Here is an 18,721-nt window from a genome sequence, read left to right as displayed (position 1 = left end):
CCCGGCGGGAGCGGCGACCTGCGGTCTTCGGTGAAACTTGATCAGGTGCCCGAGAGCAGAGCTCCCAGGCGTTCAAACTTCGGACCCAAGGATATAGGCGGCCGCCGTCGCATACCAAATCCGCCCGGGGGCGACGAATGGCGGGCCGGTCGGCTTTCTGACACATTGGTGCGGTGTCCCCAGCCCCGTCTCGCCTCGCCGTCGTCTACAACCCCACCAAGGTCGGAATCGACGAGGTCCGCCGCCTCGCCGAGGAGCGGGCGTCCAGGCACGGGTGGACGGATCCCGTCTTCTACGAGACCACCGAGGAGGACCCGGGCACCGGTCAGGCGGCACGGGCGGCCGCCGACGGTGTCGGACTGGTGATCGCGTGCGGCGGCGACGGCACCGTACGGTCGGTGGCGCAGGGCCTGCTCGGCACCTCGGTGCCGATGGGAGTCGTCCCCCTGGGAACCGGGAACCTGCTCGCCCGCAACCTCGACGTCCCGTTGGACGATGTCGACCGTGCGTTGCGTGTCGCCATGAGCGGTCGGAGCCGCGCGATCGACCTCGGCGAGGTCCACTACACCGACGGCGACGGCGTGTCCCACGATGACGTGTTCCTCGTGATGCTCGGCGCCGGGATGGACGCCGACATGATCGCGGGCACCGACGACAAACTGAAGGCACGGGTGGGCTGGCTCGCGTACGTCGGCGCGTTCGCCAACACGCTGTTGCGCGGCCACCGGATCCGGGTCGAGTACGCCCTCGACGACGGATCGCCGATCCAGACCCGCGCGCGCACCCTCCTGGTGGCCAACTGCGGGATGCTGCAGGCGGGGATGGTGCTGTTGCCCGACGCCGTCATCGACGACGGACTCCTGGACGTTCTCGCTCTGCGCGCCAAGGGCCCTCTCGGGTGGGCGCAGGCGGGTGCGGTGCTGGCCCATCACACGTTCCAGCACCGGCTCAAGCCGATACTGCGGAGGAACTCCACCCCGGAGAGCGGGAAAGAAGAGCATCGGACCCGGCCACTGGATTTCCGCCAGGGCGTGGGGATCACCGCCCGCGTGTTGGAGAAACCGGCCGCGTTCCAGATCGACGGCGAGGACTGCGGCACCGTGACCGAGTTCTCGGCGCGGATCAAGCGGAGGGGGCTCACGGTCCGGGTGGCGGTCTGACCCGCGCTCCCCGACCTGGCCCCGGAGGTCAGGTCTCGGGCTTCACCAGCAGCGCCAGCACGTCGTGGATCTCCTCCACGGTGGGCACGGGCAGCGCTGAGCGCCCGTAGACGAACCCGATGCCGGCGTACACCAAGACGCCGGCGCGGATCCTCGCCCCCCGTTCGGAGAACCCGAGTTCGACGAACGCGTCGTGGACCACCCGCAGGATGCGTTGGTCCAGTTCGGCAACCGCCTCGGCGACGGTCTCGTCCGCCCTGGCCCATTCGCGGATCGCGGCCTCCCCCTCCCAGGCGCGGGATTCCACGAGCATCGCGCTCATGGTCTCCAGCCGTGCGTCGGGTGGCATCTCCTCCATGGTGACCAGACCACGGGCGGCGTCCATCTCCTGCGAGAAGTAGAGCCTGGCGATGGCGGCCATGAGCGCGTCGAAGTCGGCGAAATGCCAGTAGAAGCTACCCTTCGTGACGCCGAAGTCGGCGCACAGTCTGCTGATCTTGACCGCGGACCTGCCCTCGGTCATGAGCAGGTCCAACCCGGCGCGGGCCCAGTCCTCCGCCGAGAGGCGCCCCGTGCGCGGACCGGTCGGCCGGGCGGACCACGTCGACCCCTGGGTCATCGGCCCGCCGCACCGTGTCGTGTCGTCATCGTCGTCAGCCTACGTCGGACCCAGAGCCTCCACGACCAGACCGCGTGAGTCCGGGTCCCGCCCGAGCTCGCCGTGCCACACGGGCCGGCCGCCCGCGAACGGCCGGACGACCCGCACCTCCGTGCCGGGCGGGGACTGTTCCAGCGGTGGGTGCACGAGCAGGTCGACCGTCGAGACGATGTCGGTATAGACCACCCCGCGCGTCCGGAGGCCGTCCGCGTGGAGCCGGACCAGCAGGTCCGAGCCACGTACGGCCTCCCGACACCCCTCGCAGATCGGGTCCATCCAGGTGCGTTCCCAGGCGAGGACCGCGTCGTAGGTCCCCAGTGCGCGGCTGAGGTTCTCGACGTCGGCGATCCCCAGCACGTTGGTTCCGTTCCACACCGGCCCCACCGTGACCAGGGCACTGATCGGCGGCTCGGCCCGGCCGGTGCGTCCGACGGCGAGTTGGACGGCGCGCTGGGCCACGAGTCCGCCGACCCCCTTGGCCACCACCGCCACAGGCTCCTGCGACGGCGCGGTGGCGATCCCGGGAACGGGCACGGCCGCGCCAGCATCCGCATCGGCGCTCGCGGATATCCAACCCCTGTCGCGGGCGAGGTCGACCGCTGCCGCGTCCACGCCGGTCAGACCTCCGACGGGGAGCGGGACGTCACCCGGCCGGGGGCGTCCCCAGTCGACGGCGACGGGGCACCACCCGGCCGACCGGAGGTCATCGGCGAGCAGGTCCCAGTCCCCTGCTGTCCCCGCCAGGTCGTGGACCAGTAGCACCTCGGGGCCCGTGCACGCCCGGCGCCCCATTGTCGCCGTGTCCGCCGTCGCCGGTGGTGACCCCGCGTGAAGCAGTGCCACGCACACGGTTATCACCCTCAGGAGTCGGCTCATGTCCCGTCGGGCCATCTCTCCCCCGGTCGCTCGGTGAACCCCGCCTCCAAACCATACCGTAGGGTACTGTGACTCGCGTCATAGCAACGGGAGGTCTCATGGTCGGGTTCGGTGGCGGCGCTCGGGGGCCCGTGGTGACGCGGCGGCGATTACTCGGCACCGCAGCCGGGGTGGCGGGCACGGGACTGGTCGGCGCATCCGCCACCCGCGCGCAGGTCGGCCCGGGTTCGCTCGGCGCGGGTTCGCGCGGCCCGAGCCCGCTGTTGTTCCACTCGCCCGCCCTCGAGGCCTACGTGGACGAGCTCCCACGCCCGGATGTCCTGCGGGGTGAGTCGTTAGAGCTCGCCGCACGGACGGGCACCCACCGGTTCCACCGGGATCTCCCGCCGACGATGACCCTGGGTTACGGCGCGGCCGGTTACCTGGGTCCGGTGATCGAGGCACACGCCGGAGTGCGGACGACGCTGACCTACCGCAATGAGATCTCAGCCCACCCACACGCCGCGGACATCGACGCGAGCCTGCACGGACTGTCGGAGTCGGTGCGTACCCGGGTACCCACGTCGCTACACCTGCACGGCGGGGTCACCGAGCCCGCCAGCGATGGCCACCCGGAGCAGTCGTCCCTCCCCGGGCAGGGCCACGTCCACCACTTCGACAACCGGCAGGAGGCGGCCGGGCTCTGGTACCACGACCACGCCATGGCCATCACCCGCCTCAACGTCTACGGCGGTCTCGCGGGCGGCTACCTCCTACGCGACCGGTTCGACACCGGACGTCCCGACAATCCGCTGGGACTGCCCGCCGGCGAGTTCGAGATCCCGCTCGTCCTGCAGGAGAAGATCGTCCGCCCGGACGGCGCGGCGTCCATGCGCTCCACCCCGATCGTCCCGGAAGGGCACTGGGAAGGCGGGGCGGTGGGCGACGTCGGACTGGTCAACGGGGTGATCTGGCCGAGTGCGGAGGTCGCCCGCGGGCTCTACCGGCTGCGCATGGTCAACGCCGCATCGTTCAGCAACTGGATGCTGCACCTGTCCCGGCCGCTGGCCATGTGGGTGATCGGGATGGAGGGCGGCCTGCTCGCCGCGCCCGCCAGGGTGGACGGATTCCGGCTGGGCCCGGGTGAACGGGCGGACGTGCTCGTCGATTTCTCGGGTCTCGCGCCAGGCGAGACCGTGGAGCTGCTCAATTCGGAGGAGGCCGCTCCCCAGGCCGCCCAGATCGGAGCGGTGAAGCTCGGGAGTCTCATGCGGTTCCGGGCCACGAACGCCAGGGGCCACACGGGACCCGTCCCGTCGACCCTGCGCGGCGGCACCGGCCAGCCCCCGGCACTCGCGCCGGTCACCCGCGCACCGGCGGTGCGCAACGTCTCTCTGAGCCAGCCCAGCGACATTCGGATTCCACCGTCGATGATGAGTCTGAACAACCTGCGGTGGTCCAGTGAGCAGATCGAGATGCCACGCCAGGGGTCGGTGGAGATGTGGAACATCGTCAACGCCACCCCGGATCCGCACCCGATCCATATCCACCTGGTGCACTTCCGGGTGCTGTCCCGCCAGGCGGTCGACACCATCGCGATGTGTCTGCGGCAGCCCCAACCTCCCACCGGGATCAAGTGGACACCGGACCCCGATCCCTTCGTGGTGGGACCCGTCCGTGCGCCCGAGCCGTGGGAGACGGGGATGAAGGACACCGTCATCGCCGACCCCAACTCCGTGACCAGGGTCCTGGTCCACTTCCCGACCGCCGACGACCTCGGATTCGACCCCGACGCGACCTTCCCGGCAGCGGTGTCCCTCGGCGGACACGAGGCCGGGGGACACGGAAACGTGCACGCCCACGGAGCGGAACCGCGGGTTGACCGCCTCGGAGGCGATTACATCGGGTCCGTCGCTCCCCCGGCAGCCCACCACCGCAAGGACACGCTGCAGGGATACGTCTGGCACTGCCACATCCTCGACCACGAGGACCACGACATGATGCTCCGCTACAGGACGGTGACCTGATGCCAGCCGAGACCACTCCCACCGAGAGCCAGAGCCGGCCCGTCGACCACTTCCAACGGATCCCCTATCAACCGGCCACCGACGGCCGGATCGAGATGCACTCCGGACTGTCGCGCCACTACCCGACACTGCACGCCAACCTCGTGGAGCTCCCGGGATCCTCCCGTCGCCGCGGAGTCATCATGTGCCACCCGGCGTCGAACTTCCTCAGCCATTTCCTGCTCGCCGCCCTCGCACGGGCGGGCCAGCCCGCGATGGGCCTCAACACCCGGTACGCCAACAACGAACCCGCACTGCTCATGGAGCGGGCGGCGGCGGACCTGGGCACCGGCATCCGGTGGATGCGTGAGGAGCTGGGTTTCGAGGAGATCGTCCTCTTGGGCTTCTCCGGCGGGGGCTCACTGGCGACGTTCCACCAGTCGCGCGCCGACGGCGTCGAGGCCGCCGACGCGCTGATGCTGGTCGGTGCGCACCCCGGCCGGGCACGGGTCCTGAGTCACTGGATCGACCCGGCGGTGACCGATGAGGACGACCCCTGGTCGGTGGACCCGGAGCTGGACCTGTTCGCCCCCGGCCGCACCGCGCCGTTCGACCCGGAATGGGTGGCGCGCTACCGCGCGGCGCAGGCGGAGCGGATGCGCCGGATCGACCGACGGGCCGTCGAGGCCCTCGCGCGTCTCGAGAAGGACGGCGGATCCGACCGCGGGTTCGTGGTCCACCGGACCACTGCCGACCCCCGCTTCCTCGACCTCACCCTGGATCCCAGCGATCGCGAGGCGGGATCGATGTACGGCGATCCGAAGGCGGCCAACACCGCGGCCGGCGGGCTCGCCCGCTTCGTCACCGCCCGCAGCTGGCTGAGTACCTGGAGCCCGGAACACACCGCCGCCGACGCCCTCTCCGACCTGCCCCGCATCACGGAACCGACCCTCGTCGTGAGTCTGCTCGGCGACCAGGCCGCGTTCGCCGAGGACTCCCGGCTCATGGCCGCCTGTTCGGCGGACCCCGAGGTCGAGTTGGTGGAGATGCGCCACCTCAACCACTACCTGGTCGACCAGCCGGACGGCCTCGACCGTGTCATCGCCGGGCTCCTCGGGTGGATGGACGGAAGGCTCGGTCGCTCACCCGCACCCCACACCGCGCAGGACGAGGAAGGACTGTCATGACCAGAACCAGCCACGACTCCGTGACCATCGACGTGGGCGACGAGGTCGGCATCCACTCCGACCGGGCCGCCGTGCCCGACGGCGTCCGCTGCCCCACCCGGTTCGCCTACTGGGAGGGCCGCGAGAACCCCGCGTTCCGTCGCCTGCGCTCCGCGATACTCAGGGTGACCGGGTTCGACCTCCTGCCCACCGACGAGCAGGCGGCCGCCGTCTGCGAGGACCTGTTCTCCGGCGATCCCGTCGCAGAGCGGTTCGTCGACGAGGTGTACCACGGCGAGACGGGGCCCGAGGAGACCAGGCGGATGCTCGACCGGGCCCTCGCGGACGGCATCGACTCGCTCGACGACGTGCCGGACTCCATGCGGGAGCTGTTCGCGGAGTTCGAGACCGTCCCGGACTGGGTCGACCCGGCCCTGATCGAGGAGGGCGCCAGGATCTGGCGGCGCTGGGGGACCATGCTGTTCAGCTTCGCCGGCGCCGAGACCCTGGAGATCTACACGGAGTCGGCGGTGGCCACCCCCTTGTCGTTGGCGGGCGGGTACGCCGGGGACAACGCCCTACGGCGCTTCCTCGAGACCTGCCGGTTCTGGATCGACGTGTCCGAACCGGGGGCGCTGCTCCGACCCGGCTCGCAGGGTCGGGCCACGGCGACGAAGGTCCGGGTCATGCACGTCTCGGTCCGCTCACGGGTCGCCTCGCACGGGGAGTGGGACATCGAGAAGTGGGGGCTGCCGATCAGCCAGTCCTACATGGTGCTCACGCTCATCGCCGGCTCCGTCACCCCGGGGTTCGGTCTCTGGGCGCTCGGCTACCAGACCAGCCTGCGCGAGATCCGGGCCCTGATCCACTTCCAGAAGTACATGGGCCACCTGCTCGGGGTGCGTATGCGGTGGTACCCGGAGACCATCGCCGACAGCGTCCGCATGCTGCTGATGGCGATGCTCTCCCGTTCCCACGACTCGGGGGGACACGGGCGCGAACTCATCGAGTCCTACCCGCAGGCGTTCGCACCCCGCGAGGGCCACACCGGCCTGCAACGCCTCCGTGAGCACTACAACTTCCGGATCAATTCGGTCTACTCGGCGATGTTCATGGCCCCGGGCACACGCCGGAAGTACCGGATGCCCGCCGCGCTGCCGTGGGCGCTCATCCCGGTGGCCCGGTTCCCGCTCATCACCGCCGTCGAGATCGCCCGGCGGGTGCCTCCCGTCGGCCGGGTGCACGAGCGCGTCATGTGCTGGCACCGCGAGAACTGGTACCGCGCACAGATGGCCGGCCGCGAGGCCGCATTCGATGCCTCCGGCGCCCTGCGGCGCTGATCCCGTGGCCCGGGGCCGACCGGACCCGAACCGGCCCCGGTGCCGGACCCGGTGCCGGCCCCGGCCCACCGATTCCACTGCTCCCCTGCTCCCCGACCGAGAGAGATCCCCATGACCCTCCTGCAAGGCCCGTCCCTGAACATCGTCGAGGCGTGGAACGGTCCCGGTCGCCGGGACGGTCACCTCACGGACGTGGTGCCCGCGGACAATGCCGCCCACCTCGACTCCGACAAGCAGGCGTTCGAGCACTGGTACTTCGACGCCCACCTCGACGACGGCCGGATCGTGGTGGTCATGCTGCAGAGCCGCGAGCTCGTCCGGCGCCGACCCGGTGTGGAGATCCACCTCTACTCCCCGGACGGTCAGCGGAGGGAGTCCAACCGACACCACTCCGACGCCGAGCTCAGTGTCTCCACCGAGAAGGTCGACGTCGCGATCGCCCACCACAGTGCGGTCCTGGTCGACGAGGTGGACGGTCTGCCCGTCTACCGGGTCAAGGCCGAACAGGACGGCATCGGCGTGGACCTGACCTTCCATGCGGAGGTGCCGCCGTGGATGCCCGGTCGCGGCCGCACCAGTTACACGGACCGGGAGTACTTCGCCTGGTGCGTGGGTGCGCCCCGGGCCCGGGTCGAGGGCACCGTCAGCGTCGACGGCCGTGCCGAGCAGGTGAGCGGCCGCGGGTACCACGACCACAACTGGGGCGTCGGGGACATGAAGCGCATCATCTCCAAGTGGTACTGGGGGCGCCTCTACACCGACGAGATCTCTCTGGTCTACGCCATGGTGCAGACCACCGGGCGCTACGGCTCCCACTGGTCCCAGCCGATCATGGTGGCCCGGGGCCGCGAGGTGATGCTGTCCGAGGGCGAGGTGGACATCACCGAGGGGCCGGCGGTGTTCGACGCCGTCGCCGACCGCTCGTACCCGTCGTTCCTGCGCCTCGAGGTCCCGGGGAAGATCGACCTCACCCTCACCGTGCGGGAGATCGTCCACGCACACGATCTGCTCTCCGATGTTCCGGTGGTGGGTCGCCCGCCACTGAACAAGCTGGTCAAGAAGGCCGTCGGGCACCCGGGGTACTTCCGGTTCCGCTCCGACTTCTACCTCACCGTGACCATCGACGGTAGGCAGGAGACCCACACCGGACAGACCCTCCACGAGATGGTCGCGCTGTCGTGAGCCCCGACAGCACCTCAGCCTCGGGCGTCCCGCGACTCGACTACCTGCACGGTTTCGCCGGCCACCACCAGACGGAGGCCGAACCGGGCGCGCTGCCACGTCGCCAGAACTCGCCGCAGCGCGCCCCCCTCGGCCTCTACGCGGAGCAGCACTCCGGCACCGCCTTCACAGAGCCGCGGGCGGTCACGCGCCGCACCTGGAGCTACCGCATCCGGCCGTCGGTCGCCCACACCGCCTTCCGCCGGCGCGCCGGGCTCGACGGCTGGCAGGCCGCACCCTCGGCCGCGGGGATCGCCTCCCCCAACCGGCTGCGCTGGAACCCGCCGCCGGCGCCCGCCCCGGGGGTCGACTTCCTCGACGGGATCCAGACCTACGGGACCTGCGGCGACGTCGGACAGCGCACCGGCGTGGGCATCCACTGGTACGCGGCCTCGGCGTCGATGACCGACCGCTACATGGTCGATGCCGACGGCGAGCTGCTCATCGTGCCGCAGGCCGGGCCGATCATGCTGCTCACCGAGTTCGGACGGCTCGTGGTCTCCCCCGGCGAGTTCGCCGTGATCTGCCGGGGCGTGCGGTTCCGCGTCGACCTGCTCGGTGAGACCGCCGCAGGTTACGTGCTGGAGAACTACGGTGCCGCACTGACCCTGCCCGAACTCGGCCCGATCGGCGCGAACGGCCTGGCCGACGCCCGCCACTTCCGCTACCCCACCGCCTGGTACGAGGACCGTGAGGAGCCCGTCGAGCTGTGGCAGCGGTTCGGGGGTCGCTGGTGGTCGGTCGAGCTGGACCACTCCCCGCTCGACGTGGTGGCCTGGCACGGCAACCACGCCGCGTACGTGTTCGACCTCGACGACTTCTGCCCCCTCAACACCGCGCTGTGGGATCACCCGGACCCGTCCGTGTTCACGGTCCTGACCTCACCGGGTCCCTTCGAGGGGCAGGCGAATGCCGACTTCGCGGTGTTCGGCGACCGCTGGGTCGTGGCCGAGGACACCTACCGGCCTCCGCACTTCCACCGCAACCAGATGTCCGAGTTCATGGGGCTGGTCCGCGGCTCCCACGACTCCAAGGCCGAGGGATTCGTCCCGGGCGGGGCGTCACTGCACAACCAGTGGTCCGCGCACGGTGCCGACCGCGAGACCTTCGAGATGGCCGGCGAGGCGGACCTGGTGCCGCAGAAGCTCACCGGCTCGCTGCCCTTCATGTTCGAGACCAGGTTGGCCCTGGCGGTGACCGACTCCGCCATGGACGCCGGCCACCGTCAACCCGACTACGACTCGTCGTGGACCGGGATAGAGCGTCGCTTCCGCCGCGGATGACCTCGCCGTCGTCGTCGAAGTCGTCACCACCCCGACCCACCCGTCCCGCCACCACCTCGTTCCACCACCACCCTCTATAGGAGTAAAGCAATGACCGCGACGTTCCCCGAAGTAGCACCTCTGACCCTCCCCGACACCGGGCTACGCATCGGCGGCCGGGCCGTCGCCCCCGCCGCCGGCGGGACCCTCGACGCGGTCAACCCGGCCACCGAGGAGCGGATCACCGGACTCGCGGCCGGCACCGCCGTGGACGTGGACCGGGCCGTCGCCGCCGCCCGGGAGTCGTTCGAGTCCGGGGTGTGGTCGCGCATGCCCGGTGCCGAACGGGGGCGGATCCTCATGCGCGCCGCCGACCTCATCGAGGAGCACGCGGGCGAGCTGTCCACCCTCGAGACCACGGAGATGGGCAAGCTCTACCTGCACACCGTCGGTGGGGACATCCCCGCCGCCGCCGGGGTGTTCCGCCACTACGCCGGCTCCGCCGACAAGATCTACGGCCAGAGCGCGCAACTGCCGAACGTCGGCGACCAGCGTCGGTTCGGGTTCACCCTGCGCCAGCCCCTCGGGGTGGTCGGCGCGATCACGCCGTGGAACAACCCCACCGTGGTGGCATCGTGGAAGGTCGCCCCGGCCCTCGCCGCCGGGTGTTCGGTGGTGCTCAAGCCCGCCGAGGACGCCTCACTGGCCCCGCTCCGCCTGGCCGATCTGCTCGCCGAGGCCGGAGTGCCGGACGGGGTGTTCAACGTGGTCACCGGTACCGGGGAGACCGCCGGCGCCGCGTTGGCCGCACACCCGGGCGTGGACAAGATCACCTTCACCGGTAGCCCGCGCGTGGGGCGTCAGATCCAGATGCTGGCCGGGGACAGGTTCCGCAAGGTCACCCTCGAGCTGGGCGGCAAGGCCCCGCAGCTCGTCTTCGGCGACGCGGACCTGGAGACGGGCATGCCGTGGATCGCGATGGGCAACTTCTACCACCAGGGCCAGGTCTGCGCGGCCGGCACGCGCGTGGTGGTGCACGAGTCGATCGCCGATCAGGTGGTCGAGGGACTGGCGGAGTTCGCGCAGTCCTCGGTGGTGGGCGACCCGTTCGATCCCGCGAGCACGCAGGGCACGATCGTCAGCCAGCGCCAGTTCGACCGGATCATGGGGTACATCGACGCGGGCCGGGCGGAGGGAGCCGAGCTCGTCACCGGCGGCGGCAGGGTGGGCGACCGCGGCTACTTCATCGAGCCGACCGTGTTCCGCAGCGACAACTCGCTGACGATCGCCCGCGAGGAGATCTTCGGCCCCGTCGCCACGGTCATCACCTTCTCCGACACCGACGAGGCCGTGCGCATCGCCAATGACACCCCCTACGGGCTCAACGCGTTCATCTTCTCGCGCGACCTGTCCACCGTGCACTCGGTGATCCCGCAGCTGCGGGTGGGTACGGTCTGGGTCAACGGCTGGGGCGTGCCGGACCCGTCGCTGCCCTGGGGCGGCCGCGAGGCCAGCGGCATCGGGCGCGAGCTCGGGGTGAGCGGCCTGGAGGCCTTCACCGAGGAGAAGACCGTGCACCTAGGGTTCTGAGAACACCGACCCGCGGGACGAGGAGGCACCGGACGTGACAAAGGGTGTGGGCGAACAGGGCGCAGAGCAGGCGCGGACGGGCCCGTTGGCCGGGATGCTCGTGCTGGAACTGGGCACCCTCATCGCCGGGCCGTTCGCCGGCCGCCTCCTCGGGGACATGGGCGCCCGGGTCATCAAGATCGAGGACCCCGGCCGCCCGGACCCGCTGCGCACGTGGGGCCAGGGCGAGCGTGACGGTCGTCGCCACTTCTGGACCGTCCACGCCCGCAACAAGGAGTCCGTCACCCTCGACCTGCGCTCGGACGAGGGCGCGGCGCTCTTCCTCGACCTGGTCGCCCGCGCGGACGTCGCGGTGGAGAACTTCCGCCCCGGCACGCTGGAGAAGTGGGGGCTGGGCCCGGACCGGCTGCACGAGGTCAACCCGGGTCTGGTGATCGGGCGGGTGTCGGGCTACGGGCAGACCGGGCCGCAGGCCACCCGCGCCGGGTACGCCTCAGTCGCCGAGGGCGTGTCGGGCCTGCGACACCTCAACGGTTTCCCAGACATGCCCCCGCCGCGCATGGCCCTGTCGATCGGCGACACCCTCGGTGGCATGTTCGCCGTCCAGGGGATCCTCGCCGCGCTGCTGGCCCGCACCACCACCGGCCGCGGCCAGGTGGTCGACGTCGCGCTGACCGAGTCGTGCCTGGCGGTGCAGGAGTCGGTGATCCCCGACTACGACGCCGCCGGGGTCGTGCGCGGCCCCTCCGGAACCCGACTGGAGGGCATCGCGCCGTCCAACCTGTACCGGGCCGCCGACGGGCCGTGGGTGATCATCGCCGCCAACCAGGACACCGTGTTCCGTCGGCTGTGCGCCGCGATGGGGCGTCCCGACCTGGCGGAGGACGCCCGCTTCGTCGACCACTCCGCGCGCGGGGTGCACCAGGACGAGATCGACGCGATCATCGCCGACTGGGCCGCCGAGCGCACCGCCGAGCAGATACGCGAGACCCTCGAGGCCGCCGGCGTGGTGGTGGGCCCGGTCAACACCGTCGCGGACGTGGTGCGCGACGAGCAGTTCCTCGCCCGCGACATGATCGTGCCGCACACCGTGCCGGGCGTCGACGACACCGTGCTCGGCCCCGGCGTGGTGCCCGTCCTCGGCGACACCCCGGGTTCGGTCCGGCGCGGTGGGACGCCGGAGCCCGGCTTCGACAACGCCGCCGTCTACCGCGACCTGCTCGGCATCGACGCGGATCGCCTGTCCGACCTGGCCGCCCGCGGTGTCATCTGATCCGCCGCGCGGAGCGGCCGGGAGGCGTCCGGCGCTGACGACCGTGCTGCTGGTGGCCCTGGTGCTCGCCGCCGCGATCGCCGTGGCCGTGCCTACGTCGTCGGTGTGGGCGCGCCGCGCCGCCGACGCTGACCGCGCGCGCCTGACCTCCGCTGCCACCGAGGTCGCCGTACTGCTGTCGTCACTGTCCACCGGCGACGCCGAGGCCTCCCTGGATCGGCTCACCGCCCTGGGTACCGGCCGGTTCCGCGAGGAGGTGACCGGACGACGGGCGGAGGTACTACGCCTTGTCGACGACGACGAGGTGCGCTCCGGCGCGCGGGTGGTCGCTTCCGGGGTCGAGCAAGACGTGGCCGTCCGCGGCATCCTCGACGGCGGGCTCGTCGACAGCGGGGACGAACCCGCACGGGCTCGCCTGCTGGTGGCGGTCCGGTCCGAGGTGAGCAACACGCGGACCGAGGCCGCGCACGCGGGATCCGAGGCGCGCGGCGATGCCGGTGCCGACGACGTCGACGACACCGGTGAGGGCGACCGTGCCGGTGAGCGGCTGTGGCGCTGGCGGATCGAGGCCGTGATCGAGGACGGCCGCGCCGTCGTGGCCTCGGCCGAGGTGGCGGTGTGAGGGCGAGGTCAGCCCCGGGGCAGGGTCCAGTCGAACTCGCGGCCGTTGCCGTGCGCACCGGCCGAGGCCCGCGACCGCGAATCCTCGCCGAGCTCGCCCAGCATGCGATCGGATGCTGCGACCAGCTCGTGGAACCGGCCGGGGTCCAACCAGTCGGGGCGCAGGGCGAACAGCACGTCCTCGGTGGCCGTGTTCCCGGACGCGCCGGGGGCGAACGGGCAGCCCCCGAGGCCGCCGAGCGCCGCGTCCACCATGCGCGCTCCCGCGTCCACGGCGGCGAGGGTGTTGGCCACGCCCATCCCCCACGTGTCGTGGCCGTGGAAGACGATCCGGCGGTCACCGGCCGGCTCGACAGCGGCGGCGACGAGGTCGCCCACCTGCCGCGGGTGCGCCTGGCCGAGGGTGTCTGCCAACACCACGTCGACGGTGCCCTCGCCGCGCGGGTCGGCGACCAGCTCGAGCACGCGCGCCGGATCGACCGGCCCGGTGATCGGGCAGGTGAACGTGGTCGCCAGGCAGAGCTGGACGGTGCCGCCCACCGCCGCGGCGGCCTCGACGGCCTCCGGGAGTGCGTCCATGCTGGTCGCAGTGTCGCGGCCGATGTTGGCCGTGTTGTGCTCGTCGGTCACCGACAGGCAGTACTGGAACCGGCGGACGCCGGCGTCCGCGGCCCGGCGGACGTGGCCCGGGGTCGCGACCCACACCCAGCAGCGGTCGCGGTCGGACTCCTCGAGGGCGCCGACGACGTCGAGGGTGTCCGCCAGTGCCGGGACGAGGTCCGGCCGGGCCATGGACCCCACCTCGAGCTCCGGGACCCCGAGGCCGAGCAGGGTCCGCACGAGCTCGACCTTGGAGGTGGTGGACAGCCTGCCGTCGGTGAGCTGGAGCCCGTCGCGCAGGGCGACGTCGCGGACGGCGACGGAACTCATCGGGTGCGTGGTCATGGGGTCATCCTCCCGTATCGGCGTGCGGCGGGGGGCCTGACATGTCGGTCGGCGGCACGGTGGGTGGAGGCACGGCGGGTGGCGGCACGGTTGGTGGAGGCACGGCGGGTGGCGGCACGGTGGGTGGAGGCACGGCGGGTGGCGGCACGGCGGGTGGAGGCACGGCGGGTGGCGGCACGGTGAGCCGCGCGCGGGTCAGGAACGTCCTGGTCGTGCTGCTGATGGTGCTGGCGGTCGCCGCGGTCGGCCTGACCGTGGTCGACCGACGGGCCGCGGAACGGCAGCGGCTGGCCGCCGGTGCGGTGGCCGCGGCGGAGGCCGCCTCACTGGCGGTCCTGGACTACCGGCCCGAGACCGTGGCCGAGGACCTCGCCGCCGCCGAGCCACTCCTGGCCCCGCCGTTCCTCGACCGCTTCCGCGAGCAGAGCCGGCAGGTCACCGTGCCGCGCAGCACCGCCGGTCAGGTGGCCTCCTCGGCGCGTTCGGCGGGCTCGGCTCTCGCGGGGCTGGACGGGGACGACGCGCTCGTCGTCGTCTTTCTGGACCGCCACACGATCGGCGCCGACGGCATCCCCCATGTACTCCAGACCGTGGTCGAGGTGGGGCTGATCCGCGACGGGGACCGGTGGCTGGTCTCGGGGTTCACGCCGCGCTGACCCCGGCGACGGCGCGCTCCTCCGCGGGGGTCGCACCTGGGGCTCGGACATCCGGGGCGTGTACAACCGGGGGCGGCGTCACCGGCGCGGACATCGACGCCGGCTCACCGGGGCGGGGACAGCAGATCACCGACGTCCACCGGGCCGGTCGGACGGTCGAACGCCGAGACCCCCGCGCCGGCGGTGGGATACACACCGGTGCCCCGGTCGTACGAGCGCGGCGTGGCGACCACGGAGACCCCCGCGGCCCCGGCCTTCTCCCGGCACAGCGTGACCGTGGCGGCACGGACCCCGGGGTACTCCATGCACGGCATGTTGCGGGCGCCGCGCACCGCGACGGGCGAGTCCTCCGGCACCTTGCAGTACAGGTCGCGGGGCGTCTCGGGCACGTCGAGCTCGGTCGGCGAACGCCGCTGGTCAGCCGGCAGGAATCCCGTGGTGCACGGCGGCGGGTCGTTGTAGCTGTTGACGAAGAAGGTGTTCTGGGCGGGCATCGCCTCACCGGAGTTGGGCAGCGCGGCCGACTGGGTGGAGTCCATGATGGCCGGGAACAGCACGAGGATCTGCTCGATCGACGGTGTGTACACGGCCGCGACCTGCTCGACGGTCACCAGGTTGGACAGCAGCAGCGGCCACGTCGGCGACAGTTCCTGGAAGGCCCTGATCGTCTCGCCCGCCGCGGCCGGCGCCCCGGCGATCACCCCGCGCAGCGCCGGGTCGGCGGCGGCCACGTCGCCCGCCACGCGGTCCACCGCCGCGGCCCACTCGCGCACGTCCGGCGACGACGCGGCCTGCGCCTCGAGCAGCGGCGCCGTCTGCCGGAGCAACGCCGCCCACTGCTCGCGATCGCGTCCGGCGCCCTCAGCCAGCAGGGTGAGCGCGTCGACGGAGGAGGACAGATCGCGTCCCGCGCCGCCGACGCCGCGCGAGGCCTCGTCGACGAGTGAGGTCAGTCGCGCCGGGCCCACCGAGTCCAGGGTGGCCTCGAGAAGGTCCACGGTCTCGGACACCGACACCGGCGGGCGGACCCGGTCGGCGCTGATGACGTCGCCGTCGGAGAGGTGGGGGCCGCCGGTCGCTTCGGGGACCAGGTCGACGATGAGCTCCCCCACCGCCGACATCGCGCCGACGTACGCCGTCGCGTCGGCGGGGATCTGCGCGTCACCGTCGAGAAGCAGTGTCGCCCGCGCACCGTCCGGGGTCATCTCGAGGTGACGCACCCGCCCCACCTCGACCCCGCGGTAGAGGACGTTGGCCCGTGGGTACAGCCCGGACGCGTCGCGCATCTCCAGCGTGACCTCCACGCGGCCCCAGCCGAGATGCTGCGGGATGCGGGCGAACGAGAACACCACCAGCACGAACGCCACGGTGCCGACCAACACGAATGCCAGCAGCTTGAGCGCCATCGTGCGGTCGGCGCCGCTCATCCCCCGCCAGCCGCGCCTCATGCGCCGGCCTCCACTGCGGGGGCGGGCGCGGCCTCGGGCGACGGTGGCGGGGGTGGCGGTGGCGGTGGCGGTGGCGGTGGCGGGGCGAGCACGTCGCCGAGCCCGTCGCGGGCCGGCTCCACGGGTGGGGCGGGTACGCCCAGGATGGTGTCGAGCGAGGCCAGCGACCCCTCGAACGGTGTGCCGATGAGCAGCGCGGTGTCCAGGACCGGCAGCCGAAGGTCGAGGATGACCGTGCCGTTGGCGTAGTCCCCGCGCACCGCGTTGCGGTAGGTGTCCAGCGGGAACGGGAAGGTGGCCAGGTAGCGCAGGGACTCGGTGAGCGAGTCCCCCGAATCCGCCAGTCCCTGCAGGACGGGGTCGAGGGACTCCAGACCGGCACGGAGGTCACCGCCGGAGGCCTCGACGACACGGCCCGCGGTCGCGGTGACGGTGTCCACCGCGCGGGTGGCCTCGACGAGCCGCTGCCGCCGCTGCGCGAGAACCTGAAGTGCGGGCCCGAGGTCGGCGACCCCGCCCTCCAGCTCGTCGCTCCGGACCGCGAGTTCGGCCGAGAGCCTCTCCAGTGCCTCCAACGCCACCACGATGTCCTCCTTCTGCGCCTCGAGCCCGGTGAGCAGCTCGCTGAGGCGTCCCACCACCGCCCGGACCTCGTCGGTGCGGCCGGTCATCGCGACGTCGAGTTCCCCGAAGACCTCCGCCGCCTGGGCCAGGCCGCTGCCGCCGAGTGCCGCCGCGAGCGTGGCCAGCGTCTGCTCGGTGGTGGGGTACCCGCCGCTGCGTTCCACCGGGACGAGGTCGCCGTCGGACAGCGTGCCCTCGGCGGGTTCGCCCGGAGGTGCCGACAGCTCGAGGTGGGACGCACCGAGGAGACTGCTCTGCCCCACCCGGGCCGTCGCGTTGCGCGGCAGGCGGACCTCCCCGTCGAGGTCGACCGTCACCTCGGCGAACCCCGGGCCGAGGCCGATGTCGGCGATGCGGCCCACCGTCACGTCGCCGACCCGGACACGGGCATTGCGGTCCAGGGTGGTGACGTCGGCGAGCTGCACCGTCACCGAGTAGCCGTCCGGCCCGCCCCCGGCCGTCCCGGGCAGCGGGAGACTGTTGAGCCCCTTCCAGTCGCAGCCGCTCATCGTCGTCGTCGACACCACCAGCAGCACCGCGCCCACGGCGCGCCGCCCGGTCACCGGACGCCCTCGGTGAGCAGGTCCGTCACGCCGACGCGACCGTCCGCCGGGCCGGCGGGGGTCGGGGACGCGTCGGCGGGGGTCGCGAGGGCGGGAGCCGGCCGCAGGTGGTCGTGGGTGTAGTCGAGCTGGTGCGGCAGCGCCCCGACGCCGCGGCTGGGATTGATCGCCACGGGCGGGTAGTCCACCGCCAGCGCGGTGAGCGTGGGGCCGAGCAGTCGCACGCACTCCTCGGAGGCGGTGTGCACGTCGGTCTCCTCTGCAGCGGCCAGGGCGGAGCAGATGAACTGCATCGGGTTCGCGAAGTTGGTCAGCGCGAGAGACGAGATCACCGCGTTCTGCGACGGCTGGTAGATCCCCTGCAGGTTCGACAGCGCGGTGGGTGCGACGTGCAGGATCTGGGCGATGTCGTCGCGCTGCTCGGCCAGCACCGTCAGCAGGTCGGTGGTCGTCCGGGCGGTCTCGATGCCCACCTGCCGGTTGTCGCGGACGAAGTCGCGGACCTCGTCGACTGCCAGGTCGAGCTCGGTGAGCGCCGGGCCGATCTCCCCCCGGCCGCGGGACACCGAGACGGTCACCGCCGCCATCACCTCGTTGAAGGTGGTGATCTGCTCGCCGGAACCCTCCATCGCGGCGGTGAAGGCCTCGAGGTTGCGGACGGTGGCGAAGAGGTCGTCGCGGCCGTCGGAGACGGTCTGCAGCGCCGCGCTGAGCTGACGGACAGTGTCGCGGACGTCGTCACCGCGATCGTCGAGCACCTCGTCCGCGGCGGTGACCGCGCGTCCGGCCGGGCCCGTCTCGTCGCCCGGGGACGGGCCGAGAGTGCCCGACAGGCGGTGCAGCTGGGTGACGAGTTCGTTCCACTCCACCGGGACAGCGGTGTGCTCGAGGCCGATGGTGGCGCCGGGCTCGGTCACAGGTCCGCCGGTGTAGGGCGGGCTGAGCTGGAGGAACCGTGCCGCGACCAGGGTGGGGGCCATGACGACGGCGTCCACCTCGGCGGGCAGGGGCTGGTCGCGGCTGACGAGGAAGTCCACCGCCACGCGGTCGCCCCGCGGTTCGATGGCCGTCACCCGGCCGACGGGCACGCCCATCACCCGGACGTCGTCGCCGACGTAGAGTCCGCGGGCCGAGACGAACTCGGCGGTGTAGGTCTCGTACGGGCGCCACGGCACCCGCAGGTCCACCAGGCCCGCGGCGAGCAGCAGCACGAGCATTCCCGCCACCCACGGGGCGGCGGCCGTGGCGACGCGGCGGATCATCGCGGGCCTCCCGCAGCCGGGGCAGCCGGCGCGGGCGGGGCGGGCGGGGCGGCCTGGGCGGCCGGGGCGGG

General features: G+C 72.2%; 16 protein-coding genes. 10 read left to right on the top strand and 6 right to left on the bottom strand.

What is annotated here, in order from left to right; translation table 11 throughout:
- Window positions 1-173: 173 nt before the first annotated feature.
- Window positions 174-1,160 carry a diacylglycerol kinase family protein gene (locus NR111_RS18715; RefSeq protein ID WP_096907022.1) on the top strand — a complete coding sequence of 329 codons (987 nt, stop codon included), beginning with the start codon at window positions 174-176 and terminating at the stop codon, window positions 1,158-1,160.
- Window positions 1,161-1,188: 28 nt separating this feature from the next.
- On the opposite strand, the gene NR111_RS10605 is transcribed toward NR111_RS18715, so the two are convergent.
- Together NR111_RS10605 and NR111_RS10600 are read right to left on the bottom strand one after the other, a co-directional pair.
- Window positions 1,189-1,779, bottom strand: coding sequence for a TetR/AcrR family transcriptional regulator (locus NR111_RS10605; protein ID WP_119192186.1), 591 nt, complete (start codon window positions 1,777-1,779; stop codon window positions 1,189-1,191).
- A 39-nt stretch (window positions 1,780-1,818) separates the two neighbouring features.
- Window positions 1,819-2,661 carry a lipase gene (locus tag NR111_RS10600; protein ID WP_163375574.1) on the bottom strand — a complete coding sequence of 281 codons (843 nt, stop codon included), beginning with the start codon at window positions 2,659-2,661 and terminating at the stop codon, window positions 1,819-1,821.
- Window positions 2,662-2,792: 131 nt separating this feature from the next.
- On the opposite strand from NR111_RS10600, the gene NR111_RS10595 reads away from it, so the two are divergent.
- The 8 genes from NR111_RS10595 to NR111_RS10560 all read left to right on the top strand — a co-directional run bounded on the left by NR111_RS10595 (window position 2,793) and on the right by NR111_RS10560 (window position 13,153).
- Window positions 2,793-4,700, top strand: coding sequence for a multicopper oxidase domain-containing protein (locus NR111_RS10595; protein ID WP_163375726.1), 1,908 nt, complete (start codon window positions 2,793-2,795; stop codon window positions 4,698-4,700).
- Entirely contained in the window at window positions 4,700-5,866 is a 1,167-nt protein-coding gene (locus NR111_RS10590) for an alpha/beta hydrolase (RefSeq protein WP_163375573.1), read from the top strand. The genes NR111_RS10595 and NR111_RS10590 overlap by 1 nt, the downstream gene beginning before the upstream one ends.
- The gene (locus tag NR111_RS10585) at window positions 5,863-7,185 is read left to right on the top strand and encodes an oxygenase MpaB family protein (RefSeq protein ID WP_256820757.1); all 1,323 of its coding nucleotides are present in this window, start codon (window positions 5,863-5,865) and stop codon (window positions 7,183-7,185) included. The genes NR111_RS10590 and NR111_RS10585 overlap by 4 nt, the downstream gene beginning before the upstream one ends.
- A 111-nt stretch (window positions 7,186-7,296) precedes the next feature.
- On the top strand, window positions 7,297-8,367 hold the full coding sequence (locus tag NR111_RS10580; protein WP_256820756.1) for a lipocalin-like domain-containing protein: 1,071 nt from the start codon (window positions 7,297-7,299) through the stop codon (window positions 8,365-8,367).
- A complete protein-coding gene (hmgA, locus tag NR111_RS10575; protein WP_256820755.1) occupies window positions 8,364-9,689 on the top strand; it encodes a homogentisate 1,2-dioxygenase in 1,326 nt (441 codons plus the stop codon). Before NR111_RS10580 ends, hmgA begins: the two co-directional genes overlap by 4 nt.
- Window positions 9,690-9,779: 90 nt before the next feature.
- On the top strand, window positions 9,780-11,258 hold the full coding sequence (locus NR111_RS10570; RefSeq protein ID WP_256820754.1) for an aldehyde dehydrogenase family protein: 1,479 nt from the start codon (window positions 9,780-9,782) through the stop codon (window positions 11,256-11,258).
- A gap of 94 nt (window positions 11,259-11,352) precedes the next feature.
- Complete coding sequence (locus tag NR111_RS10565; protein ID WP_256820809.1) at window positions 11,353-12,531, top strand: CaiB/BaiF CoA-transferase family protein; 1,179 nt, start codon at window positions 11,353-11,355, stop codon at window positions 12,529-12,531.
- Entirely contained in the window at window positions 12,521-13,153 is a 633-nt protein-coding gene (locus tag NR111_RS10560) for a hypothetical protein (RefSeq protein ID WP_256820753.1), read from the top strand. The genes NR111_RS10565 and NR111_RS10560 overlap by 11 nt, the downstream gene beginning before the upstream one ends.
- Before the next feature lie 8 nt (window positions 13,154-13,161).
- Here the strand turns inward: NR111_RS10560 and NR111_RS10555 are convergent, their stop codons facing one another.
- A complete protein-coding gene (locus NR111_RS10555; protein ID WP_163375567.1) occupies window positions 13,162-14,097 on the bottom strand; it encodes a hydroxymethylglutaryl-CoA lyase in 936 nt (311 codons plus the stop codon).
- Window positions 14,098-14,276: 179 nt separating this feature from the next.
- On the opposite strand from NR111_RS10555, the gene NR111_RS10550 reads away from it, so the two are divergent.
- Entirely contained in the window at window positions 14,277-14,753 is a 477-nt protein-coding gene (locus NR111_RS10550) for a hypothetical protein (RefSeq protein WP_256820752.1), read from the top strand.
- 104 nt (window positions 14,754-14,857) lie between these two features.
- On the opposite strand, the gene NR111_RS10545 is transcribed toward NR111_RS10550, so the two are convergent.
- The 3 genes from NR111_RS10545 to NR111_RS10535 form a co-directional block, all read right to left on the bottom strand.
- A complete protein-coding gene (locus NR111_RS10545; protein WP_256820751.1) occupies window positions 14,858-16,201 on the bottom strand; it encodes an MCE family protein in 1,344 nt (447 codons plus the stop codon).
- Window positions 16,198-17,388, bottom strand: coding sequence for an MCE family protein (locus NR111_RS10540; RefSeq protein ID WP_256820750.1), 1,191 nt, complete (start codon window positions 17,386-17,388; stop codon window positions 16,198-16,200). Before NR111_RS10540 ends, NR111_RS10545 begins: the two co-directional genes overlap by 4 nt.
- Window positions 17,385-18,721 (bottom strand): MCE family protein (locus NR111_RS10535; protein WP_256820749.1); only part of this gene is annotated, 1,337 nt, incomplete at its 5' end. The genes NR111_RS10535 and NR111_RS10540, both read right to left, overlap by 4 nt.

Source organism: Dietzia sp. Die43, from assembly GCF_024519835.1.
Classification (GTDB): Bacteria; Actinomycetota; Actinomycetes; order Mycobacteriales; family Mycobacteriaceae; genus Dietzia; species Dietzia kunjamensis.
The sequence above is the reverse complement of the archived record's forward strand: the minus strand, read 5'-3'. Positions and strand labels throughout refer to the sequence as shown.